The sequence below is a fragment of the Prevotella sp. kh1p2 genome, assembly GCF_900111525.1.
Taxonomy (GTDB): domain Bacteria; phylum Bacteroidota; class Bacteroidia; order Bacteroidales; family Bacteroidaceae; genus Prevotella.
Genome location: NZ_FOHY01000003.1, coordinates 98,710 through 117,136, shown reverse-complemented (window position 1 = coordinate 117,136; position 18,427 = coordinate 98,710). Strand labels below are relative to the sequence as shown.

11 protein-coding genes and 1 riboswitch are annotated in these 18,427 nt (G+C 55.7%); of the genes, 6 read left to right on the top strand and 5 right to left on the bottom strand.

Annotated elements, in window-relative coordinates; all coding sequences use genetic code 11:
• Positions 1 to 535: 535 nt before the first annotated feature.
• The 5 genes from BMW31_RS03040 to dnaA all read left to right on the top strand — a co-directional run bounded on the left by BMW31_RS03040 (position 536) and on the right by dnaA (position 7,869).
• Positions 536 to 3,115, top strand: coding sequence for an adenosylcobalamin-dependent ribonucleoside-diphosphate reductase (locus BMW31_RS03040; RefSeq protein WP_091820902.1), 2,580 nt, complete (start codon positions 536 to 538; stop codon positions 3,113 to 3,115).
• Complete coding sequence (gene folB / locus BMW31_RS03035) at positions 3,115 to 3,495, top strand: dihydroneopterin aldolase (RefSeq protein ID WP_091821044.1); 381 nt, start codon at positions 3,115 to 3,117, stop codon at positions 3,493 to 3,495. Before BMW31_RS03040 ends, folB begins: the two co-directional genes overlap by 1 nt.
• 55 nt (positions 3,496 to 3,550) lie before the next feature.
• Positions 3,551 to 4,780, top strand: a complete 1,230-nt coding sequence (locus BMW31_RS03030; protein ID WP_091820900.1) for an N-acetylmuramoyl-L-alanine amidase family protein — start codon at positions 3,551 to 3,553, stop codon at positions 4,778 to 4,780.
• An 18-nt stretch (positions 4,781 to 4,798) separates the two neighbouring features.
• Positions 4,799 to 5,701 carry an MlaD family protein gene (locus BMW31_RS03025; protein WP_091820898.1) on the top strand — a complete coding sequence of 301 codons (903 nt, stop codon included), beginning with the start codon at positions 4,799 to 4,801 and terminating at the stop codon, positions 5,699 to 5,701.
• 758 nt (positions 5,702 to 6,459) lie between these two features.
• Complete coding sequence (gene dnaA / locus BMW31_RS03020; RefSeq protein ID WP_091820896.1) at positions 6,460 to 7,869, top strand: chromosomal replication initiator protein DnaA; 1,410 nt, start codon at positions 6,460 to 6,462, stop codon at positions 7,867 to 7,869.
• A gap of 60 nt (positions 7,870 to 7,929) precedes the next feature.
• Here the strand turns inward: dnaA and BMW31_RS03015 are convergent, their stop codons facing one another.
• The gene (locus BMW31_RS03015) at positions 7,930 to 10,005 is read right to left on the bottom strand and encodes a TonB-dependent receptor plug domain-containing protein (protein ID WP_091820894.1); all 2,076 of its coding nucleotides are present in this window, start codon (positions 10,003 to 10,005) and stop codon (positions 7,930 to 7,932) included.
• 251 nt (positions 10,006 to 10,256) lie between these two features.
• Between BMW31_RS03015 and BMW31_RS03010 the strand changes: the two genes are divergently transcribed.
• The gene (locus tag BMW31_RS03010; RefSeq protein ID WP_091820892.1) at positions 10,257 to 11,585 is read left to right on the top strand and encodes a reverse transcriptase family protein; all 1,329 of its coding nucleotides are present in this window, start codon (positions 10,257 to 10,259) and stop codon (positions 11,583 to 11,585) included.
• A gap of 489 nt (positions 11,586 to 12,074) precedes the next feature.
• Here the strand turns inward: BMW31_RS03010 and BMW31_RS03005 are convergent, their stop codons facing one another.
• The 4 genes from BMW31_RS03005 to BMW31_RS02990 all read right to left on the bottom strand — a co-directional run bounded on the left by BMW31_RS03005 (position 12,075) and on the right by BMW31_RS02990 (position 18,272).
• Entirely contained in the window at positions 12,075 to 13,874 is a 1,800-nt protein-coding gene (locus tag BMW31_RS03005) for a hypothetical protein (protein ID WP_091820890.1), read from the bottom strand.
• Between the two features lie 111 nt (positions 13,875 to 13,985).
• Positions 13,986 to 14,636 carry a nicotinamide riboside transporter PnuC gene (pnuC, locus tag BMW31_RS03000; RefSeq protein ID WP_091820888.1) on the bottom strand — a complete coding sequence of 217 codons (651 nt, stop codon included), beginning with the start codon at positions 14,634 to 14,636 and terminating at the stop codon, positions 13,986 to 13,988.
• Between the two features lie 76 nt (positions 14,637 to 14,712).
• A complete protein-coding gene (locus BMW31_RS02995; RefSeq protein WP_091820886.1) occupies positions 14,713 to 17,130 on the bottom strand; it encodes a TonB-dependent receptor in 2,418 nt (805 codons plus the stop codon).
• Positions 17,131 to 17,154: 24 nt separating this feature from the next.
• Positions 17,155 to 17,286, bottom strand: a riboswitch (TPP riboswitch).
• Between the two features lie 317 nt (positions 17,287 to 17,603).
• Positions 17,604 to 18,272, bottom strand: coding sequence for a membrane lipoprotein lipid attachment site-containing protein (locus BMW31_RS02990; protein WP_091820884.1), 669 nt, complete (start codon positions 18,270 to 18,272; stop codon positions 17,604 to 17,606).
• Positions 18,273 to 18,427 lie beyond the last annotated feature (155 nt).

The following is an 18,427-nucleotide window of genomic DNA, read 5'->3' as shown; positions in this document are numbered from 1 at the left end:
AGGGTGCGAACAACGTGAAGCTGCCTGATAGAAGCAACCGTAAGGTCGTGGTGCCATAGAGAAGAGTACAGGCGGGCATATTCTGTAAGTTACTGTGTTCCAATCACTTTTCGTAATGGCATTTTTTCGGTTTGATAGAGCTGTGCTTCAACGGCTTTGAACGATAGCTCCAAGGCTGCCGAAGCATAGCTTCAAGCCCCTTGAAGCATAACACCTACACGACGGCTGCAATCATGTCTGAATCCGGTTACTTGTTCGGAGTGTTTTTCCGCAGCATCAATAGACTCGTTGCAGATGAACATAAGATAGCTGTTGGTGCACTTGGCTAACGCTCGTTTGTAGTATTCGCGTTTATAAAAAGCAGAAGTTGAACGGGTTGGAGGATTTTGTTCGTTGAATACTATCTTAGAGTTGACGGTTTTGGATAACTTTTGTTATCATTTTATCTATTAAATTTTCTTTTTTTGTTTTCCTTATATGGAAAAATAATCGTAGCTTTGCAATCGCGAAGAACGATTAATCTAAACAACAGATAATGGAAAAATTAAAGACTTACTCATTTGAGGAGGCTTACCAAGACACGCTGAAGTATTTTGGCGGTGATGAGCTGGCAGCCAGGGTTTGGGTGAACAAGTATGCGATGAAAGACAGCTTCGGGAACATCTTCGAGAAGTCTCCGGCCGACATGCACTGGCGTATCGCCAACGAGATTGCACGTATTGAGAACAAGTACAAGAACCCTCTCAAGGCGCAGGAGATATTCGATTTGCTCGATCATTTCCGCTACATAGTTCCTGCGGGCAGCCCTATGACGGGCATAGGCAACGACCATCAGGTGGCCAGTTTGAGCAACTGCTTTGTCATCGGGCTTGATGGAAACGCCGATTCTTATGGCGCCATCATGAAGATAGACGAGGAGCAGGTGCAGCTGATGAAGCGCCGCGGCGGCGTGGGTCACGACTTGAGCCACATTCGCCCGGCCGGTTCACCGGTCAATAACTCGGCACTCACCAGCACTGGTCTTGTGCCTTTCATGGAGCGTTACAGCAATTCGACCCGCGAGGTGGCCCAGGACGGCCGGCGCGGAGCACTGATGCTGTCCGTCAGCATCAAGCATCCGGACAGCGAGGCTTTCATCGATGCCAAGATGACGGAGGGCAAGGTGACGGGCGCCAACGTATCTGTAAAGATTGACGACGAGTTCATGCAGGCTGCCGTTGACGACAAGCCGTACGTTCAGCAGTTCCCCATCACGGGCAACAAACCCTTTGTAAAGAAGGAAATTTCAGCTCGCAAGCTGTGGGAGAAGATTGTTCACAATGCCTGGAAGAGTGCTGAACCGGGCGTGCTGTTCTGGGATACCATCATCCGTGAGAGCATTCCCGACTGCTATGCCGAACTCGGTTTCCGCACGGTGAGCACTAATCCCTGCGGCGAGATACCGCTCTGCCCTTACGATTCGTGCCGGCTGCTGAGCATCAACCTGTACAGCTACGTGGTGAACCCGTTCACTAAGGATGCTTACTTCGACTTCGACAAGTTCAGGAAGCATGTTCAGCTGGCCCAGCGCATCATGGACGACATCGTTGACCTGGAGATGGAGAAGATTGACCTGATAATGGAAAAGATAGGAACCGACCCTCAGAACGAGGAGGTTAAAACCACCGAGCGCCATCTCTGGGAAAAGATTAAACGTAAGAGCGGCATGGGTCGCCGTACTGGTGTGGGCATTACGGCCGAAGGAGACATGATAGCAGCCATGGGATTGCGTTACGGCACCGAGGAAGCTACGGACTTCGCAGTGAGCGTACACAAAGCTCTGGCGCTGAATGCTTACCGCTCTTCGGTGACAATGGCTAAGGAGCGCGGCGCTTTCGAAATCTATGACGCCAAGCGGGAAGAGAAGAATCCTTTCGTAAACCGCCTCAAGGAAGCCGACCCCGAGCTGTATGCGGACATGGCGAAGTATGGCCGCCGCAACATTGCCTGCCTGACCATAGCCCCTACGGGCACCACTTCGCTCATGACGCAGACCACGAGCGGCATCGAACCTGTATTCATGCCGGTGTACAAACGCCGCCGCAAAGTGAACCCCAACGATACTGACGTGCATGTTGACTTCGTGGACGAGGTGGGTGACAGCTTTGAAGAGTACATCGTATATCATAGCAAATTCCTTGAATGGATGAAGATTAACGGCATCGATACCACCAAGAAATACACGCAGGAGGAAATCGATGCCCTCGTAGCTCGTTCTCCTTATTATAAAGCAACGGCCAATGACGTAGACTGGCTGATGAAGGTCAAGATGCAGGGTGCTATCCAGAAGTGGGTTGACCATTCCATATCAGTTACCGTGAACCTGCCCAACAACGTCGATGAAGCATTGGTTAACAAGCTCTATGTGGAAGCTTGGCGCAGCGGATGCAAGGGCTGCACCATCTATCGAGACGGCAGTCGGTCGGGCGTAATGATTTCTGTATCAAAGGAAGACAAGAAGAAGGCCGAGCACAAAGAAGCTCCCGAGCCGCTCACCACACCTACTCCGGAGCACCTGCATGCCGAGGTCACCGAGGTAAGACCAAAGGAGCTGGAGTGCGACGTGGTACGTTTTCAGAACAATAAGGAGAAGTGGGTGGCCTTTGTAGGCCTGCTCGACAACTATCCCTACGAGATTTTTACCGGCTTGCAGGACGACGACGAGGGTATCATGATACCCAAGAGCGTGACCAAGGGCAAGATAATCAAGCAGACATGTGACGACGGCAGCCACCGTTATGACTTCCAGTTCGTGAACAAACGCGGCTACAAGACGACCGTTGAAGGACTGAGCGAGAAGTTCAATCCCGAGTATTGGAACTACGCCAAGCTCATCTCCGGCGTGCTGCGATACCGCATGCCGATTGACCATGTCATCAAGTTGGTCAGCTCGCTGCAGCTCAAGGACGAGAGCATCAACACCTGGAAGAACGGCGTGGAGCGTGCCCTGAAGAAGTACATCGTAGACGGCACTACCGCCAAAGGCCAGAAGTGCCCCGTCTGCGGGCATGAAACTCTGGTCTACCAGGAGGGCTGTCTGATTTGTACTAACTGCGGAGCAAGCCGCTGCGGATGATGAACATACAATCAAGCTATATATTTTTGCGTAACCTGCGGTTTCATGCCAGCCACGGCGTGTTGCCGCAGGAACGCGTTACAGGCAACGACTACGAAGTCAGCCTGCGCATAGGCTACGACCTGGGCCGTGCCATGCGCACCGACGATGTTGCCGATACGCTCAACTATGCGGATGTTTACCGGCTGGTGGAGCAGGAGATGAGCGTGCCCGCCAACCTGCTGGAGCGGGTTGCCTGCCGCATGGCAGAGCGCCTCTTCCGCACCTATCCCGCAGTTACCTCGCTCGACCTTTGGCTCACAAAGCTCAATCCACCGATGGGAGCCGATGCCGACGGAGCGGGCGTTGAACTTCACTTAATAAATGATAAAACTGATTAGAAGATACCGGTTTTAGTAAAATAATCGTTATTTTTGCAGATACTTTCATGTCGGTATGAGTAAGAAGATACTGTTCTCCATCCTGTCTTTGATGTTGTTTGCCGCCGTTAACATGGCAGCAGCCAAGCGTTTTACGCTCGTGATAGATGCCGGACACGGCGGTCACGATACCGGCGCCATGGGCACTATATCCAAGGAGAAGGACCTCACGCTAAGATATGCCCTGGCCTTCGGCCGTATCATCGAGAAGAAATGCCCCGACGTAAAAGTCATCTACACCCGTAAGCGCGACACGTTCATCAAGTTGCACGAACGTGCCGAGATTGCCAACCGCAACAAAGCCGACCTTTTTGTATCCGTTCACATCAACGCCGTGAGCGGAAGCCGCAGCGTGCGCGGATACCAGACGTGGACGCTGGGCAACGGACAGCGCACCGGCAACAAGGGCATCAAGGAGAACCTGGAAGTTGCCAAGCGTGAGAACTCCGTCATCTATCTCGAAAAAGACTACCGCACTACCTACAAGGGCTTCGACCCCAACTCTGCAGAGAGCGACATCATGTTCGAGTTCATAGCCGACAAGTACCGCGAGCAGAGCGTGGAGTTTGCCAAGTATCTGCAGCTCGAAATAGTGAACGCCACCGGCCGACAGAACGGCGGAGCCCACCAGAACAACCTGGCAGTGCTCCGGCTCACCTCTATGCCGAGTTGCCTCATGGAGCTTGGGTTCATCTCAACGCCCGATGAGGAAGTCTTCATGAACTCCGACAGGGCCGTAGACCTTTATGCCCGCGGCTTCTACAACGCCTTTGTAACCTACAAGAACCGCCACGACACCAGCCAAACCATACCCTACAAGATAGAGGAGGTGAAGCATAACGAGCTGCCGCAGATAGTTCCCGACGTTTACAAGGAGAAGCCCGAACCGCAGCCACAGCCTGCCCCGGCCCGTACGGAGGGCGCAGAGAGCAGCGCTCCCTCACCCGCACAGGCCGCTCCGGAGATAGATGCCAGCCGCCCGGTGTTCAAGGTTCAGCTCTTTGCCAGCACCCGGAGGTTCAGTCCGGAGGATAAAATCTTCCGCGGACTCACGGGCTGCGAATACTACACCGACGGCCGTCTGCTCAAGTACACCTACGGAGCCAGCAACAACTACGACGAGGTGGTGCGCCTAAGGAAGAACATCAGCACGCTCTTCCCCGACGCTTTCGTCATCGCCTTCAGGCAAGGCGTAAGGATGGATGTGAACGAAGCCATACGCGAATACAAGAATCAGAGAAAGTAAGACAAGCGAAACAGCAATATGAAATTTTTCACTAAAGAGGTAAAGATTGCCCTGGTAGCCATTGCAGGCATAGTTATCGTGTACTTCGGCATGAACTTCCTGAAGGGCATGACGCTCTTTTCCGACAACAATACCTATTATATAAAATTCAAGGACGTGAGCGGCCTCACTGCCTCCAATCCCATCTTTGCCGACGGCTATCAGGTTGGCATCGTGAAAAACATAGACTACGACTTCCGGGGAAAGCGCGACATAGTGGTTGAGTTCGAAGTAGACAACAGCCTCCGGATACCCAGGGGCAGCTCTGCAGAGATAGAGAGCGACTTCATGGGGAACGTGAAGATGAACCTGCTGCTGGCCAACAACCCGCGCGAACGCGTGGAACCGGGCGACACCATCGTAGGAGAACTGAGCACCGGACTCATGGGCGGGGTGCAGAAACTGCTGCCCAGCCTGGACAAAGTGCTCCTAAAACTCGACTCCATCCTAACCAGCGTGAACGGTCTGATGGCCGATCCGGCGCTTCAGCAGTCGCTGCACAACATCCGGACCGCTACCAACAACCTCACCGCTTCTACCAACCAGCTCAATACTCTTATGGGCGACCTGAACCGCAACGTGCCCGGCATGCTCACTAAGGCCAACGGCGTGCTCGACAACACCAACAAGCTGACCGGCAACCTGGCAGCAGTAGACGTGGCAGGAACCATGCAACAGGTGGACGAAACCATCGCCGGGCTCAAGAACTTCAGCAACCAGCTGAACAGCCGCGAAGGTTCGCTCGGGTTGCTGATGAACGACGCCTCGCTCTACAACAACCTCAATGCCACCATGAAGAGTGCCGACTCCCTCTTGGTTAACGTGCGCCAGCACCCCAAGCGCTACGTCCACTTCTCTCTCTTCGGCAAGAAAGACAAGTAATCCCGGCTTTTTCTTTTCCCCGCCGGCTGTCTCCGGCCCGGGCGGCGGCCGCCCTTGGCTTCCTTGCCGGGGCAGGGGAGAGGGGCCGATGGTGTGTTTCGGCAGCTTTCGGAACCTCTCTGGCAATGGTGCGGTAGGTGCCTGATTTTGGTGCTCCGGATGTCCGGTGTTCCTGCATGCCCTCTTCAACGGGCTTGAAGCATGCCTTCAACGGCCTTGAAGGTATCCTTCGGCGGGCTTGAATGATACCTCTTTCGCAGCGCCCGTGCAGCAGGGCTTTTGCTGAGGCTGTCGGAACGGCATGCGGAAGGCGCTGAGTTGCCGTCCCGACTGCGGCCGGTCGCCTCGTGAGAGTTCAACATCAGTAAGCCCATGTTTTACCTCCGGCGTTGCCATTCGGCGTAAATTAAATTTTGTCTAAATAACAGCAGCCTATGTTTCACGCCCCACCGGCTTTTGCGTAAACCGCTCGTTGTTTGCCGTTACGGTCGTTTCAGGCTGATGTTTCACCGCAAACCGGTGCGCTTTAGCCAAAAACGCGTAACCCGTTAGCATCCAACAGCTTGTAAATTTGGAAACGGACAAATTCCAATCTCGCCCCCTCAAATCTCTAAACGACCAAGAATAAACGATTTACAGTTCATCATCAAAAAAATACTAATTGGCTTTATTTGCGGGTTACGATTATTTTTGCGAAATTTGCAGCTACATATCAAACACGATATTGTCGCAAGACATATTAATTGTTAGTTTTATAGATGAAAGTAAGTCCTAATAGCTGTTGGGACAACACGCTTGCGCTCATCCGCGAGAACGTGACCGGCCAGCAGTTTGAAACGTGGTTCAAGCCCATCGTCTTCGAGTCGTTCGACGAGTCGAAGCAAACGATTGTGTTGCAGGTAGCCAGTACTTTCGTGTATGAATACTTGGAAGCAAACTATGTAGACTTGCTCAGCAAGGTGCTGCGCAGAACCTTCGGCCCCGGCATCCGGCTGGCCTACAGGGTGCTGACGGATAAAGAACACAACATCTCTCAGGAAATAGAAGCCGACCCCACGGATGCTGCAGAGGCCCGGCAGCGCCGTACACGCGCCAACGAGGCGCCCGGCGTGCTCGATGCTGCACAGCCCCAGCAAATCGACTCGCAGCTTAATCCGCATCTCACCTTCGGCAATTACATCGAAGGCGACAGCAACAAGCTGCCCCGCAGCGTTGGACTCTCCATCGCCGAGCACCCCCGCAGCACCCAGTTTAACCCCATGTTCATCTACGGACCGTCGGGTTGCGGCAAGACGCACCTCATCAACGCCATCGGTCTTCGTACCAAGGAGCTCTATCCGGAGAAGCGGGTTCTCTACATCAGTGCACGCCTGTTCCAGGTTCAGTTCACCAACTCAACGCTGCGCAACACGCTGAACGACTTCATTCAATTTTACCAAACGATTGACATGTTGATAGTAGATGATGTGCAGGAGTGGATGACCGCCGCCAAAACTCAGGATACTTTCTTCCACATCTTCAATCATCTCTTCCGCAACGGAAAGCGCATCATCCTGGCTTCCGACCGTCCGCCGGTCGACCTCAAGGGCATGCACGACCGCCTGCTCACGCGTTTCTCGTGCGGTCTGATTGCCGAGTTGGAGAAGCCAAACGTACAACTTTGCGTCGATATCCTGAACAACAAGATACACCGAGACGGCCTCAAGATACCTGCCGACGTAGTTCGGTTCATTGCCGAGACGGCCAACGGCAGCGTGCGCGACCTGCAGGGAGTCATCAACAGCCTGCTGGCTTACAGCGTGGTGTACAACTGTGACATCGACATGCGGCTGGCCGAGCGGGTTATCAAGCGTGCAGTGAAGATAGACAACAAGCCGCTCACCGTCGACGATATCATCGAGACGGTGTGCAGCCACTACAATGTTTCGGCCTCGGCCGTGAACAGCAAGAGCCGCAAGCGCGAACTCGTTACGGCCCGACAGGTGTCCATGTACCTGGCGCAGAAGTTCACCAAGATGCCCGCCAGCCGCATCGGAAAGCTCGTGGGCAACCGAGACCACTCCACGGTCATCCACAGTTGCACGCAGATAGAACGCCGCCTGCAGGTAGACCGGCTGTTCTCAGACGAAATACAAAGCATCGAAAACTCATTCAAGTTAAAGCAATAAAAAGCAAAGACGGACTCAATGGCGAGCCCGTCTTTTTTTATCAGTAGTCTGATACCACTGTTACAGCGTTGCTTGGAACTTGACTCCGGCCACGAACCAGATACCTGGCTGGGGAATGGTGCCGAAGTCCGTGTACCTGTGATTGGTCAGGTTGTTGCACTCGGCGTACACTTCAAAGGCCGGTTTGGCCCACGACAGGCGCACGTCAACCACGCTGTAAGGATGGTAGTTGCGTACGTTGCCGTCAGCGTTGGTATAGCTTCCCTGCCTGTCTTGGTAGCGGTAGGCCACGTCCATGTTCACGGCATGGAGCAGGTTCAGCCTCAGTTTCCCCACTACTTTGTTGCGCAGGTACTCCAAAACGTATTTACTCTCAATGCCGTTGGTCTCCTTCTGCTGCTGGTCAATGTAGCTGTAGGCCAGCTGCAGCTGCCTCAGCGTGCGCTGGCCGGGCAGCAGTTGGTGCAGGTCTAAGGTCAGGTTGCCCTCCAGCCCCCAGGCATCAATGCGTCCGAAGTTGCGCGATTCCCACTCTGCTTCCGGCCCGAGCGAGGTGTCGCGCACCCAGTCAATCAGGTTCCTGAAGTGGTTCCGGTACATGCTCATGCTACCTCTGACGCCTTCGCCCTGATATTTCACGCCGGCCTCGACGGCCGACAGTTCCTCCGGTTTCAAGTGCTTGTCGGCTTTGTGGCCACCAACTGCGTAGTAGAGTTCCGTTACCGAGGGCATGCGGAGTGATGAATTGAAGGATGCAAAGACGTTCCAGCCGCGTGCGAAGCGCCAAGTAGCGTCCACGCCGGGGTAAACTTTCATGCCCATATCGCTCCACGAGTTCTTCACTGCCACCAATCCGGCCGACAGGGTGAAGCGTTCGAGCAGCACGTTGTGTTCCACCATCAGGCTCGTATTGGTTCGGTTGAGCCCGTACTCGTACTTCCGGTCGGTTCCGTGTATGTGCTTCGGATGGTCCAGAGGCTCGCCCAAGTTGCCGCTGATGAGGTCTTCGTTCCTGATTTCGGCACCTATCGCCGTGCGCCCCAGTGCCCAGTCAAAGTAGCTGTTCAGGTTAATGCCCATCACATCGGTACGGTGATAGTTGAACGGATACTTCTCCGGAGCGCCGCGGAAGAGCTCAAAACGGTCCTCATTGCGGTTCCAGTACACGGCCGGTTTGATGTGCAGGCGCCCTTGCTTGTTCTCTGCCTGCAGGGCGGTAAAGGTCTTCAACGTGTGTTCATACTGCTCGTCCCACTTCAGACCGTAGAAAGTGTTGGAGCCGAAGCCTTTGACCGACAGCCCCGCATGCCACTTCACCCTCACCTGCTCGTCCTCGTAGTTGCCTTGGTAGAAGGCCTTGCCGCCGCGATAGTCGGCATTCAGCGCGCCCGACTTGCTGCGGCTGTAGCCGTCGCTGCGTGTGTAGCCGGCCGAGAGCTGGTTGTTCCACCTCCCGCTGCGGGCGTTCACCCTTCCGCCTGCGGCCAGGTAGCCGTACGAACCGCCTTCTGCATGCACGTCGGCACTGCTCGCCTGCGGCGTGCGGGTTACGATGTTGACGGCTCCAAGGAGTGATGACGTGCCGTAAACGCGGCCTGCCGGTCCTTCCAGAACTTCTATCCGTTCTATTTCGCTGATGTCGACGGGAACGTCGAAGGCATTGTGCCCGGTCTGCGGGTCGCAGATATTGATGCCGTTAAGCATGATTGTGATTTGCTCGTAGTTGCCTCCGCGGATGCTGACGTCGGTCTGCGCGCCAATGGGCCCTCGCTGTCTGACGTCTACTCCGGCTGCATATTTCAGCAAATCGTTAACACTTTGCACCGGCGCAGCGGCTATATCGCTGCGGTCCAGTACAGTTACCATCCGCGCCTGCCGGCCTATCGTCAGCGGCGCTCGTGTGGCTGTAACTATCACTTCGTCCAGTCCCACGGCCTGCTCACGTGCAGTGGCGGCCGTGTCGGCTGCAGGCAGGGGGTTGGTGCTTATGCCCTGCGCCTTGGCATAGGTCAAGGTAGAAACGCTAAGCACGCCGATAAGAACCTCTTTGCCCAGTGATGAGAACAGCGCGTAGCCTTTGCGCGAGAAATGCCTGAAGCGTAAAGGCTCGTTGATGTTGAATTGAACTGTTTTCATAAGACGCTGCAAAGATAGCAATAAATCTGTTTTTTCGACCCGTAAAGGCAAATAAAAGGCCAAAACTTTTGCCTGTTCGGACAGAAATGTCTATCTTTGCCCTTACTGATAGGAACGCCCCAAGGAATTAGAAGTAGTTTCCGGTGCATTCGCCGGAGTCTGATACGAAGTATCGTTTTTACCATAATGAAGTTATGGTAAGAAGTAATTGCAAACGGCGTTCCTATCTTTCGTTTAACTATCTGTACCGTATGAGAAAAGACATCATGACAAGCAAGACATTCGCCCGCACCGATTTCGACCGCCAGCTGCGCCAACTCAGCTCGCCGGCAGAGCTTGCCGCGCTGCTCAACGGGGTGTTGCCGGCCTTTTTTTATGCCATCTGCCGCCCCGCCCAGCTGCGTTTCTTTGCGAATACTGCCAACATTGAGCGGCGCACCCGCACCTTCCGCCTGCGCAAGAAGCACGGAGGCTATCGCGAAATCATTGCGCCCAAGGGAGCTTTCGCCGACATTTCGCGCGTCCTCAACACCGTTCTGCAAACCTACGATGAGCCAACTCCGTGGGCGTGCGGCTTCGTTCGCGGGCGCTCGGTGGTAGACAACGCCCGCCCGCATGTGGGCAAACGTTACGTGCTGAGCCTCGACCTGAAGGACTTCTTCCCCTCCATTACCCGCCAGCAGGTAGCCGATTGCCTCGCTGCCGAACCGTTCGGCTTCTCTCCCGGGGCCGTAGAGCTGGTCTCGGGGCTCTGCACGGCGCGCCTTGACGGGCAGGATGTGCTGGCACAGGGCTTCGCCACATCGCCCACGCTGTCCAACTTCGTCTGCCGTAAGATGGACGAACAGCTGGCTGAACTGGCCGGGCAGCAGGCCGTAACCTATACGCGTTACGCCGACGACCTCACCTTCAGCTCCGATGCCGACGTGCTCCGGCCCACGGGTGACTTCGTGCAGCGGGTTGAGGACATTGTGCGCAGCCACGGTTTCGAGCTCAACGGCAGCAAGACCCACCTGCAGCGGCGGGGCCGGAGGCAGGCTGTAACGGGCCTGATGGTAACCGATAAGGTGAACGTAGCACGCCGTTACGTGCGCCAAGTGCGCTCGCAGCTCTACATCTGGGAGCGTTACGGCTACGCCGAAGCCTGCAACGCGGCCTGGAAACACTACCGCCTGCAGCACGGCAAGACAAAGGGACAGGGGCACTTTGTGAACCTGGACGCCGTGCTGCGCGGCAAACTGAACTACCTGAAGATGGTTCGGGGAGCCGAAGATGCGCTCTACCAGCGGCTCCAAAGCCGCTACGACAGGCTTTGGGCAAAGGACCGGTCGGCCATCGGGCATGCTGTACGAAAGGCCTATGCCGAGAACTATGAGGCAAAGCAAGGGCAGCACGGCCGGCAGTCGTGGCTAACAGTCGGCAGTAAGCCAACCTCCGCCCCTGCCGAAGACCGTTACCGCGCCGGCAGTATAGACAATCCGCTGCCTGCGGAGGGCAGCCGGAGCGGCGTTAAGCGTATTCTGAAAATAGCTTTATGGGTAGCAGCACTCGCCGCCGTAGCCTATTTCTTGCTGCATTAGCAGGTTTTTTGGGCAATCATGTCCTGAATCATTTCAGCAGTGCTCACGAGAAAGTGCATCAAAACTCATTGTTTTGATGCACTTTACTTTGGTGGCATACAGCTTTTGCTCCCTATGTATGTCGTGGCAGGTGGTCAACATTATCGGAGCAGATGGCGCTCTCACAAGCAAAGCCTGGCGGGTAATGACACTCCAAAATCAGCCCGGCAGAGTTGCAATTGCAACTCTTTCATTATCAGATACTTTACGAGTGGCTTTCTTGGAGGTGCCTTTCAAGCCTCTTGAACGATACCTTCAAGCTCCTTGAACATATCTTTCAAGCCCCTTGAAAGGCATTTTCAAGCGGGGCGGGTTGATTATCCAGATGCACGGGAGGTCAAAGCGGAGTCTCCTGCACCTGTTTGCCATGTTCGTTTCATGACCCTTTAGGCGACCTGTGACGGAACAAGGTACGACATTCTTTCAGCCCTTTGAGACCCCGAATGGTGGTTAGTTTGCCGTTATCTCCACGTTGTCTATCCGGTAAACGGCCTCCGGCATGCGCTCGTCGCAGCCCGGCAGCGGGGCGCACTTGTCCTGGTTGGGCGTGTTCCTGTTGGGCAGGTTGCGGTATGCTCCTGTCCTGATGCTGAGCCGCTCCACGGCTTTCACGGCGTGCAGGGTGCTGATGCGGCGGCCTTTTACGTTGATGCAGCTGCCGTTGATGCTAAAGCCGATGTGCTGCCATTTGCCCTGCTCGTAGGTTCCCAGCGGCTGGTTGTTGCAGTTTAGGGTGCCGTTCTGCAGGCTGAGGCAGGCCACCCGCTCGCCATGACGGTCGGTTACGTCAATCTCAAGCGGCTCTCCATTCTCTTTCTCAACCATCAGGTCGAGGCTCACGGTTGCGCTGCGGGCCTGTTCAAACACGCGTATGGCACGCGCATAGTCGTACCTATCCGAGTCTGACAGGCAGAGCTGGTGGGCTTCGTTCACCCTTACGCCTGCCCATTTGGGGCGATATACGTTCCAGTTTGGTATCGGTGCATCGGGCTCCACGTTGTCAAAGCTGTCGCTCACGGCCCCCTGCCAGGTGGTGCGAACGGGCAGTTGGACGCGGCTAACCCATATATCTTCCTTGTTCACGCTGTAGGTTAGCCACATGTCATTGCCCTTCGGCGTCTGTTCTCCTTCGGTTATGCCGCGCACGTAGCATGGTCCGAAGTCCTTGTTCTCGCCATAGAAGCGGCGCGGAGGCACCTCGCCGTGCACTACGCAGATGGAGTCGAACACGATGCCGTCGGCACTCGTGATGACTGACAGCGGGTATCGGTAGGGCTGAGTCTCGATGGGGTTGTAGCAGATGGCGTAACGGCCGTCGGCAGTACGTTGCCCCCACTGCTTTCCTCCGGCCATGATGAGCGACTGAACACGTACAGGAGTGGACCAGCTGCGGCCTTCGTCGGCCGAGAGAGCTGCCCACGACCACTTCCATAGGGCCACAACCTGTCCGTCCTTACGATGAAAGTACGAGGTTGCCTGTACGGTGTTGATGGAGTCTTTGAGTGCATAGAAGCCGTCGAGTCCGCGGTCTTCGTCTATCCATTGCAGCGTCTTGAGGCGGTCATGCAGCAGGGCATGGCAGGCGGCGCGGAACCCCTTGTCGCGCGAGCGGGTGTAGAAAGGGTAGGAGGTGTTGCTTTCGTTCCACTTGGTGTGCGACGAGTAGCGCAGAAAATAGATGGGTCCGAGGCTTCCGTCCTGGTGTATCTCGCGCACCATGCGGCCTATTCCGCCCTCTTTGAATGGGTTGTAGCTGTGTCCCTGGAATGCAGTGACGAGCAAGCGGCCGTTGGGCGCCGTGTAAAAAGCCATGCGCTGGTGCTGTATGTAGCCGTAGTAGCCCTTCGGGAAGGTAACTCCGGCGGGCGCCTTGTAGGGTGGGAAGGCCACGCGGGGCTTGCTCCAGTGGCGCCCGTCCTTAGAAGCAACGAGCAGGGTGTGGCCGGGCGGCTGCTGTTCATCAACGGGATTGGAGAGATACTCGAGGTAGAACGTGCCGTTCCAGTACGTCAGGTTGGGCGCGTGGTTGTAGGTCCAGCCGTAGCCGTCGGCCTCTTCGGGATGCGTGCGGTTGGCCCGCATCACCTGTATATTCTCTGTTCCGATGGCGTAACGGAACCCTCCTTCGTGCTGGCGGGGGTTGCATATCTCGCCGCCAACGTAGGCTACGGGCTCTTGCCGGCTGCCCGTCTGCGCCCCGGCAGCGGCCGGCAGCAGCGACAGGAGAATGATGTTAAGCAGGTGTTTCATAAAAGGCGCACATTCGTTAGTGTACTGCAAAAGTACGGAAAATTAACGAATGTGCGCCTGTCGGATGTGTGAAAAGTGGCTGAACGCGTGCTGTTTCAGCCCTTGCGGTTGTTATTGGGGCTCTGCGTTGTGCATCATGAGGCGCCATTTGCGGTAGCCCAGGACGGCAATCACCACGTAGAGACCGTACAGACTGGCCTTGAAGGGGATGTCCTTGTAGAAGTACAGCGCGCAGGTTACTATGTCTACGGCTATCCAGATGAGCCACTGTTCAAGGTACTTGCGGGCCAACGCCCACACTCCTACGAAGCTCAGGGCCGTTGTAAAGCTGTCGGCTATCGGCACGCGCGAGTCGGTGTAGGTTACCAGCAGCCACCAGATAGTGGCCCAGATGGCCAGTGTGGCCACCGTCCAGGGCAGTATCAGGCTCCGCTTAAAGTGCGTGATGGGCGTTTCCTTCTGCCCGCTGCCGTCCTCGGTGGGTGCTCCGTGCAGGTGAAACTTCCAGTTCAGGAAGCCGTAAACGGTCATGGCAATGTAGTAGAACTCCATGCCGCAGTCGGCGTAAAGCCCCTTGTCATAATAGAGAACGATGTCGAGCGCCTGCATGACGAAGCCCACCAGCCACAGCCAAATGCTGGCTTTGTACTCCAGAAGGATGTAAGCCAGCCCCAGCACGGTTGTGATGATGTCGAGAGAGCGGGTCTCTCGCCATCCTTCCCAGGTGAAGAGAGCGTTCAGTATGTCTGCTGTTGTTTCCATATCCGGTTTGTTTTGACGCCTGCCTGCGCCCTTCCGGTCGTGGCGGAGCGGGCGAGACGGCCTCTTCCTGCATTGTTTACAGCTTCACGGTGATGTTGCTCATCATCGTAAAACCTGCCATCGGGATGAACCCTATCTGGTAGTAACGCTTGTCGGAGGTGTATCCACTCGACTCACTTACGGCCGAGTAAACCCATCCGGAGGCTGCATAATGGCGGTTGAAGATGTTGTTCAGGTTCACTCCAAAGTCCACTTCTTTCAGTCCCAGCAGCCCTTTGGCCGCGTAGCCCAGCCTGATGTTGGTCTGTGAGAAGCAGGGCAGCGAGCGCTCCTTGTTATCAGTATTGTCGAGATACTGCCGGCTCACGAAGTTCGTATGCCACATGGCAGAGAAGCCGCGGTAGTGAACATCGGCCATGCCGTTGAGGATGGCCGACGGCGAAAACGCCAGTGTGGAGTGCCCGTAGTGAGCTGTGGTGGGCTTCCAGTTGGGGTTCGACGCCGAGGTCTGTGTCCTGTAGTCGTAATCATCAGGGCGAGGATTGTCCCAATCGTCTATGTATTCCGTGAAGTCCTTTATCCTGTTCTGGCTCAGAGCGGCGTTACCGCCGATGGTGAGCCAGGTGAGCGGGCTCCAGTCTGCATTGATTTCGGCACCCGTGCGGTAGCTTTTGCGGATGTTGGTGGTGAGCGCTTCGCCGATGTCACTTAGCTCTCCGGTCTGCACCAGCTGGTCTTTGTAATCCATGTAGTACAGGGTGAGGCCGGCGTTCCAGTTGGTTCCGGCGTAGCTGTAGCCCGCTTCGAGGTCGAGCAAGTGCTCGGCCTTGGGGGCCGGATAGTTGCCGTTATCGGTAAAGTTGTTGCGTTCGGGCTCGCGGTTGGCATAGGCCACGGAGCCGAAAGCCTTGTGCCGGCCCTGGTGGAAGCTGATTCCGGCCTTCGGATTGATAAAGTTGTAGCGCTCGTCGATATCGAGTTGCTGGTTGCGGAAGGAGCCGTCGGCCTGCTCGATGAACTTATCGTTGACGCCGCTCGTGGTATATCCCACGTGCCGATACTGCACATCGCCGAACACATCCCATGCTCTTGCCACATGCCAGGTGGCCTTCACGAAGGCACTGTAGTCGTTCTTGCGGGCGTCGGAGTCGTAATATTGGCTGCCGCTCCAGGGCGCCTGCATGGTTGCCATGCCCGTACGGGCGGATATGTAGTTCAGATAACCGAAGTGATTGGCACGGAACTGCTGCAGGTTAAGCCCCATGATGACGTCCCACTCCCGGCTTTTGAAGTTGGCGTTGTACACCAGTCCGTAGGCATGTTGGGTGAGTCCCTTGCGGCGGATGAAGTCAGAACGCTTCACGGTGTTGCCCTGCGCGTCGCTTGCATTGATGCCGTACTTCTCGAACTTGTTGTTGGGACGGAACTCGCTGTAGTACCCGTAGCCGTACGTATAGTGCAGGGTGGCGTTGTGACTCCAGTGTTCAGAAGGGCGCCAGGCCGCAGAGAGGAGGTTGTGATTATGGTAGAAGTTGTCCGTAGTCTTCTCCCACAGGCTGCCGTTGTCGAGCTTGTAGCGCGCCGTCTGGTAGTTGCCGTTGGCATTCTTGGGAAAAGTCCAGCCGTTGTCATCGAACACCAGGGCCTCGTAAAGCGAGTTGAAGCGCCCCAGCCCGCGTGCGTACATATCCTTGTACGTGCGTATGCCGTCGTCCATGAGCGTGGCATCGTCGTTTCCGGCGGTAACTCCATTCCAGGCCTGGCCAGTCTTTTCAAAGTTTCCCACGTTCTTGTAGCTCAGCGTGTAGTTGCCACCAAGCCAGGTGAGGCCGCCGTAGTAGGAGCCCGACCGGCCCGAGGTGCCGTGCAAGTAGCCATCGGTAGCCGTCTCGTGGTAGGCTCCGTTGAAGATAAGATGCCCCCACAGCAGCCCCGTAGAGAAGCCGGCACCCACGTTGTAGGTGTTGTACGAACCGTAGGAAGCCGACAGTTCGAGCGACGGAACATAAGCAGGAGCGGCGGTGGCCAGTGAGATGGTGCCGCCGAAAGCACCGTCGCCATTGGTCGATGTGCCCACACCACGCTGTATCTGTGCACTGCCCAGGAAGGCTGCATACGAGTTCATGTTGGCCCAGAACACCGTTTGATCCTCGGGAGAGTTGAGCGATACGCCGTCGAGTGTTACGTTAATACGCGAGCCGGCGGCACCCCGGATGCGCATGTAGGTGGTTCCCGTGCCCACGCCATTTTCGCTCCAGGACAGCACACCGGGCGTCATGGAGAAGAGGAAGGGCAGCTCCTGTCCGCTTTTGGCGAACTGTTGCAGTTCTTGTTTTTTGATGTTAGCCACTGCGAAGGGTGCGTCCTTCTGTGCACGCACGCCTCTCACCACAACCTCCTGCAGCTCCTCCAGCCTGATGGAGTCTTGCGGAGACTGTGCGTTTGCTGTCAAGGCACACGCCAAAGTGGCCCACAACAACACATTCCTTTTCATAGAATACTACTGATTAAACCAATAATAAAGGGCTTCTATCCTACCTACGCCAGCATTACCTGGATCAGGTTAACGGGTATGTTCTCAGCCTGTCCAACTGTTCCGGCGCCATCCACAGACGGCACCCGGAACGGGCAAGCACCCCTTAGTTTTCTCTTTGAAAACCGATACAAAGGTAATGCTAATTGTTGAGAACACCAAAAAAAACAGAAATTATCAGCTCCCGCGGTTCCGAAGGCCTACAATCAGCGCTCTGAAGCCATTCTTCCGGTTGCCCGAAGCTATGCTTCGCGAACTTTCGACACTTGTCGCACGATTGTTTAACAAGTGTCGCACGATCGTGCGACAAGTGTCGAAAGTTCCTGCTCATGTCATTCGGCACCCACGATGATGGTTTGTAACGCCCTCGGGAGCGGGGATTGGGCAAGATGACAATTCGGAATTCTCAATTCACAATTCACAATTCATAATGGTTACTGCTGCGTAGCTGCGAAGTGCCACACGGCTCCCATGGTCACGATGCCCTGCTGGCCGTAGCCTATCTCGGTGAAGAACTTCACGTGGCGGCCACCAACCTCAACGCCCACGGGCGAGAGCTGGAAGGCAAACTTCAGTCTGCTGTCGTCTATCTCCGGGTAATCGCGCGAGCTGACGGTGAGCCTGTAGTGGCGTAAACCTGCGTTGCCCTTGCTGTAAAGCACCACGGGACCGGCCTCCAGCCACGTTACCTTGAGGCCCGGCATTACGCTGAGGCTGCGGCTCTCGACGTCGGTTCCGGGGTCGTCCCAGTCGTAGGGATAGATAAGAGGCAGGTAGACTTCCGACAACCAGTCGCCCTCTGCCGACTCGTAGGGCCGCACCAGCCTGCCGTAAGCCGACCCGTAGCCCACTGCCCCGCCTATGGCTATGCGGCGGTTGAGGTGACAGTAGTACTCTAACTGGGCCGAAAGGTTCACTCCTCTCAGTATGCCGAAGCTCACGAACTCTTTCTCCAACCCGTAGCGGTCTATGTACCGGTTGACTGTCTGGTTAAACCGATGGTCGCTCCCCATGCCGAATGAGGCTCTCAACTCGTGACGGTAAGATTGTGCACAGGCTGCAAGCGGAAAGGCGAGGCAGAGCAGCAGGATGATTTTCTTCATGTTTTCAGGGTTTTATTCCTACAACCTTCAAAGGGCGGAAACCTTGCATGGGAAGGGCAGAAAATGTTTGCACAGGTCCTATACCTTATTTATATAGGTGCCGTAAAAATGAAAACCTCCGCCTGCACGATGGTGCCGACGGAGGTTGAGGTTTG

Bases quoted from the DNA above. Each gene is read 5' to 3' on its own strand.
- BMW31_RS03040 (WP_091820902.1), top strand. From the start codon at position 536: ATGGAAAAATTAAAGACTTACTCATTTGAGGAGGCTTACCAAGACACG.
- folB (WP_091821044.1), top strand. From the start codon at position 3,115: ATGAACATACAATCAAGCTATATATTTTTGCGTAACCTGCGGTTTCAT.
- BMW31_RS03030 (WP_091820900.1), top strand. From the start codon at position 3,551: ATGAGTAAGAAGATACTGTTCTCCATCCTGTCTTTGATGTTGTTTGCC.
- BMW31_RS03025 (WP_091820898.1), top strand. From the start codon at position 4,799: ATGAAATTTTTCACTAAAGAGGTAAAGATTGCCCTGGTAGCCATTGCA.
- dnaA (WP_091820896.1), top strand. From the start codon at position 6,460: ATGAAAGTAAGTCCTAATAGCTGTTGGGACAACACGCTTGCGCTCATC.
- BMW31_RS03015 (WP_091820894.1), bottom strand. From the start codon at position 10,005: ATGAAAACAGTTCAATTCAACATCAACGAGCCTTTACGCTTCAGGCAT.
- BMW31_RS03010 (WP_091820892.1), top strand. From the start codon at position 10,257: ATGAGAAAAGACATCATGACAAGCAAGACATTCGCCCGCACCGATTTC.
- BMW31_RS03005 (WP_091820890.1), bottom strand. From the start codon at position 13,874: ATGAAACACCTGCTTAACATCATTCTCCTGTCGCTGCTGCCGGCCGCT.
- pnuC (WP_091820888.1), bottom strand. From the start codon at position 14,636: ATGGAAACAACAGCAGACATACTGAACGCTCTCTTCACCTGGGAAGGA.
- BMW31_RS02995 (WP_091820886.1), bottom strand. From the start codon at position 17,130: ATGAAAAGGAATGTGTTGTTGTGGGCCACTTTGGCGTGTGCCTTGACA.
- BMW31_RS02990 (WP_091820884.1), bottom strand. From the start codon at position 18,272: ATGAAGAAAATCATCCTGCTGCTCTGCCTCGCCTTTCCGCTTGCAGCC.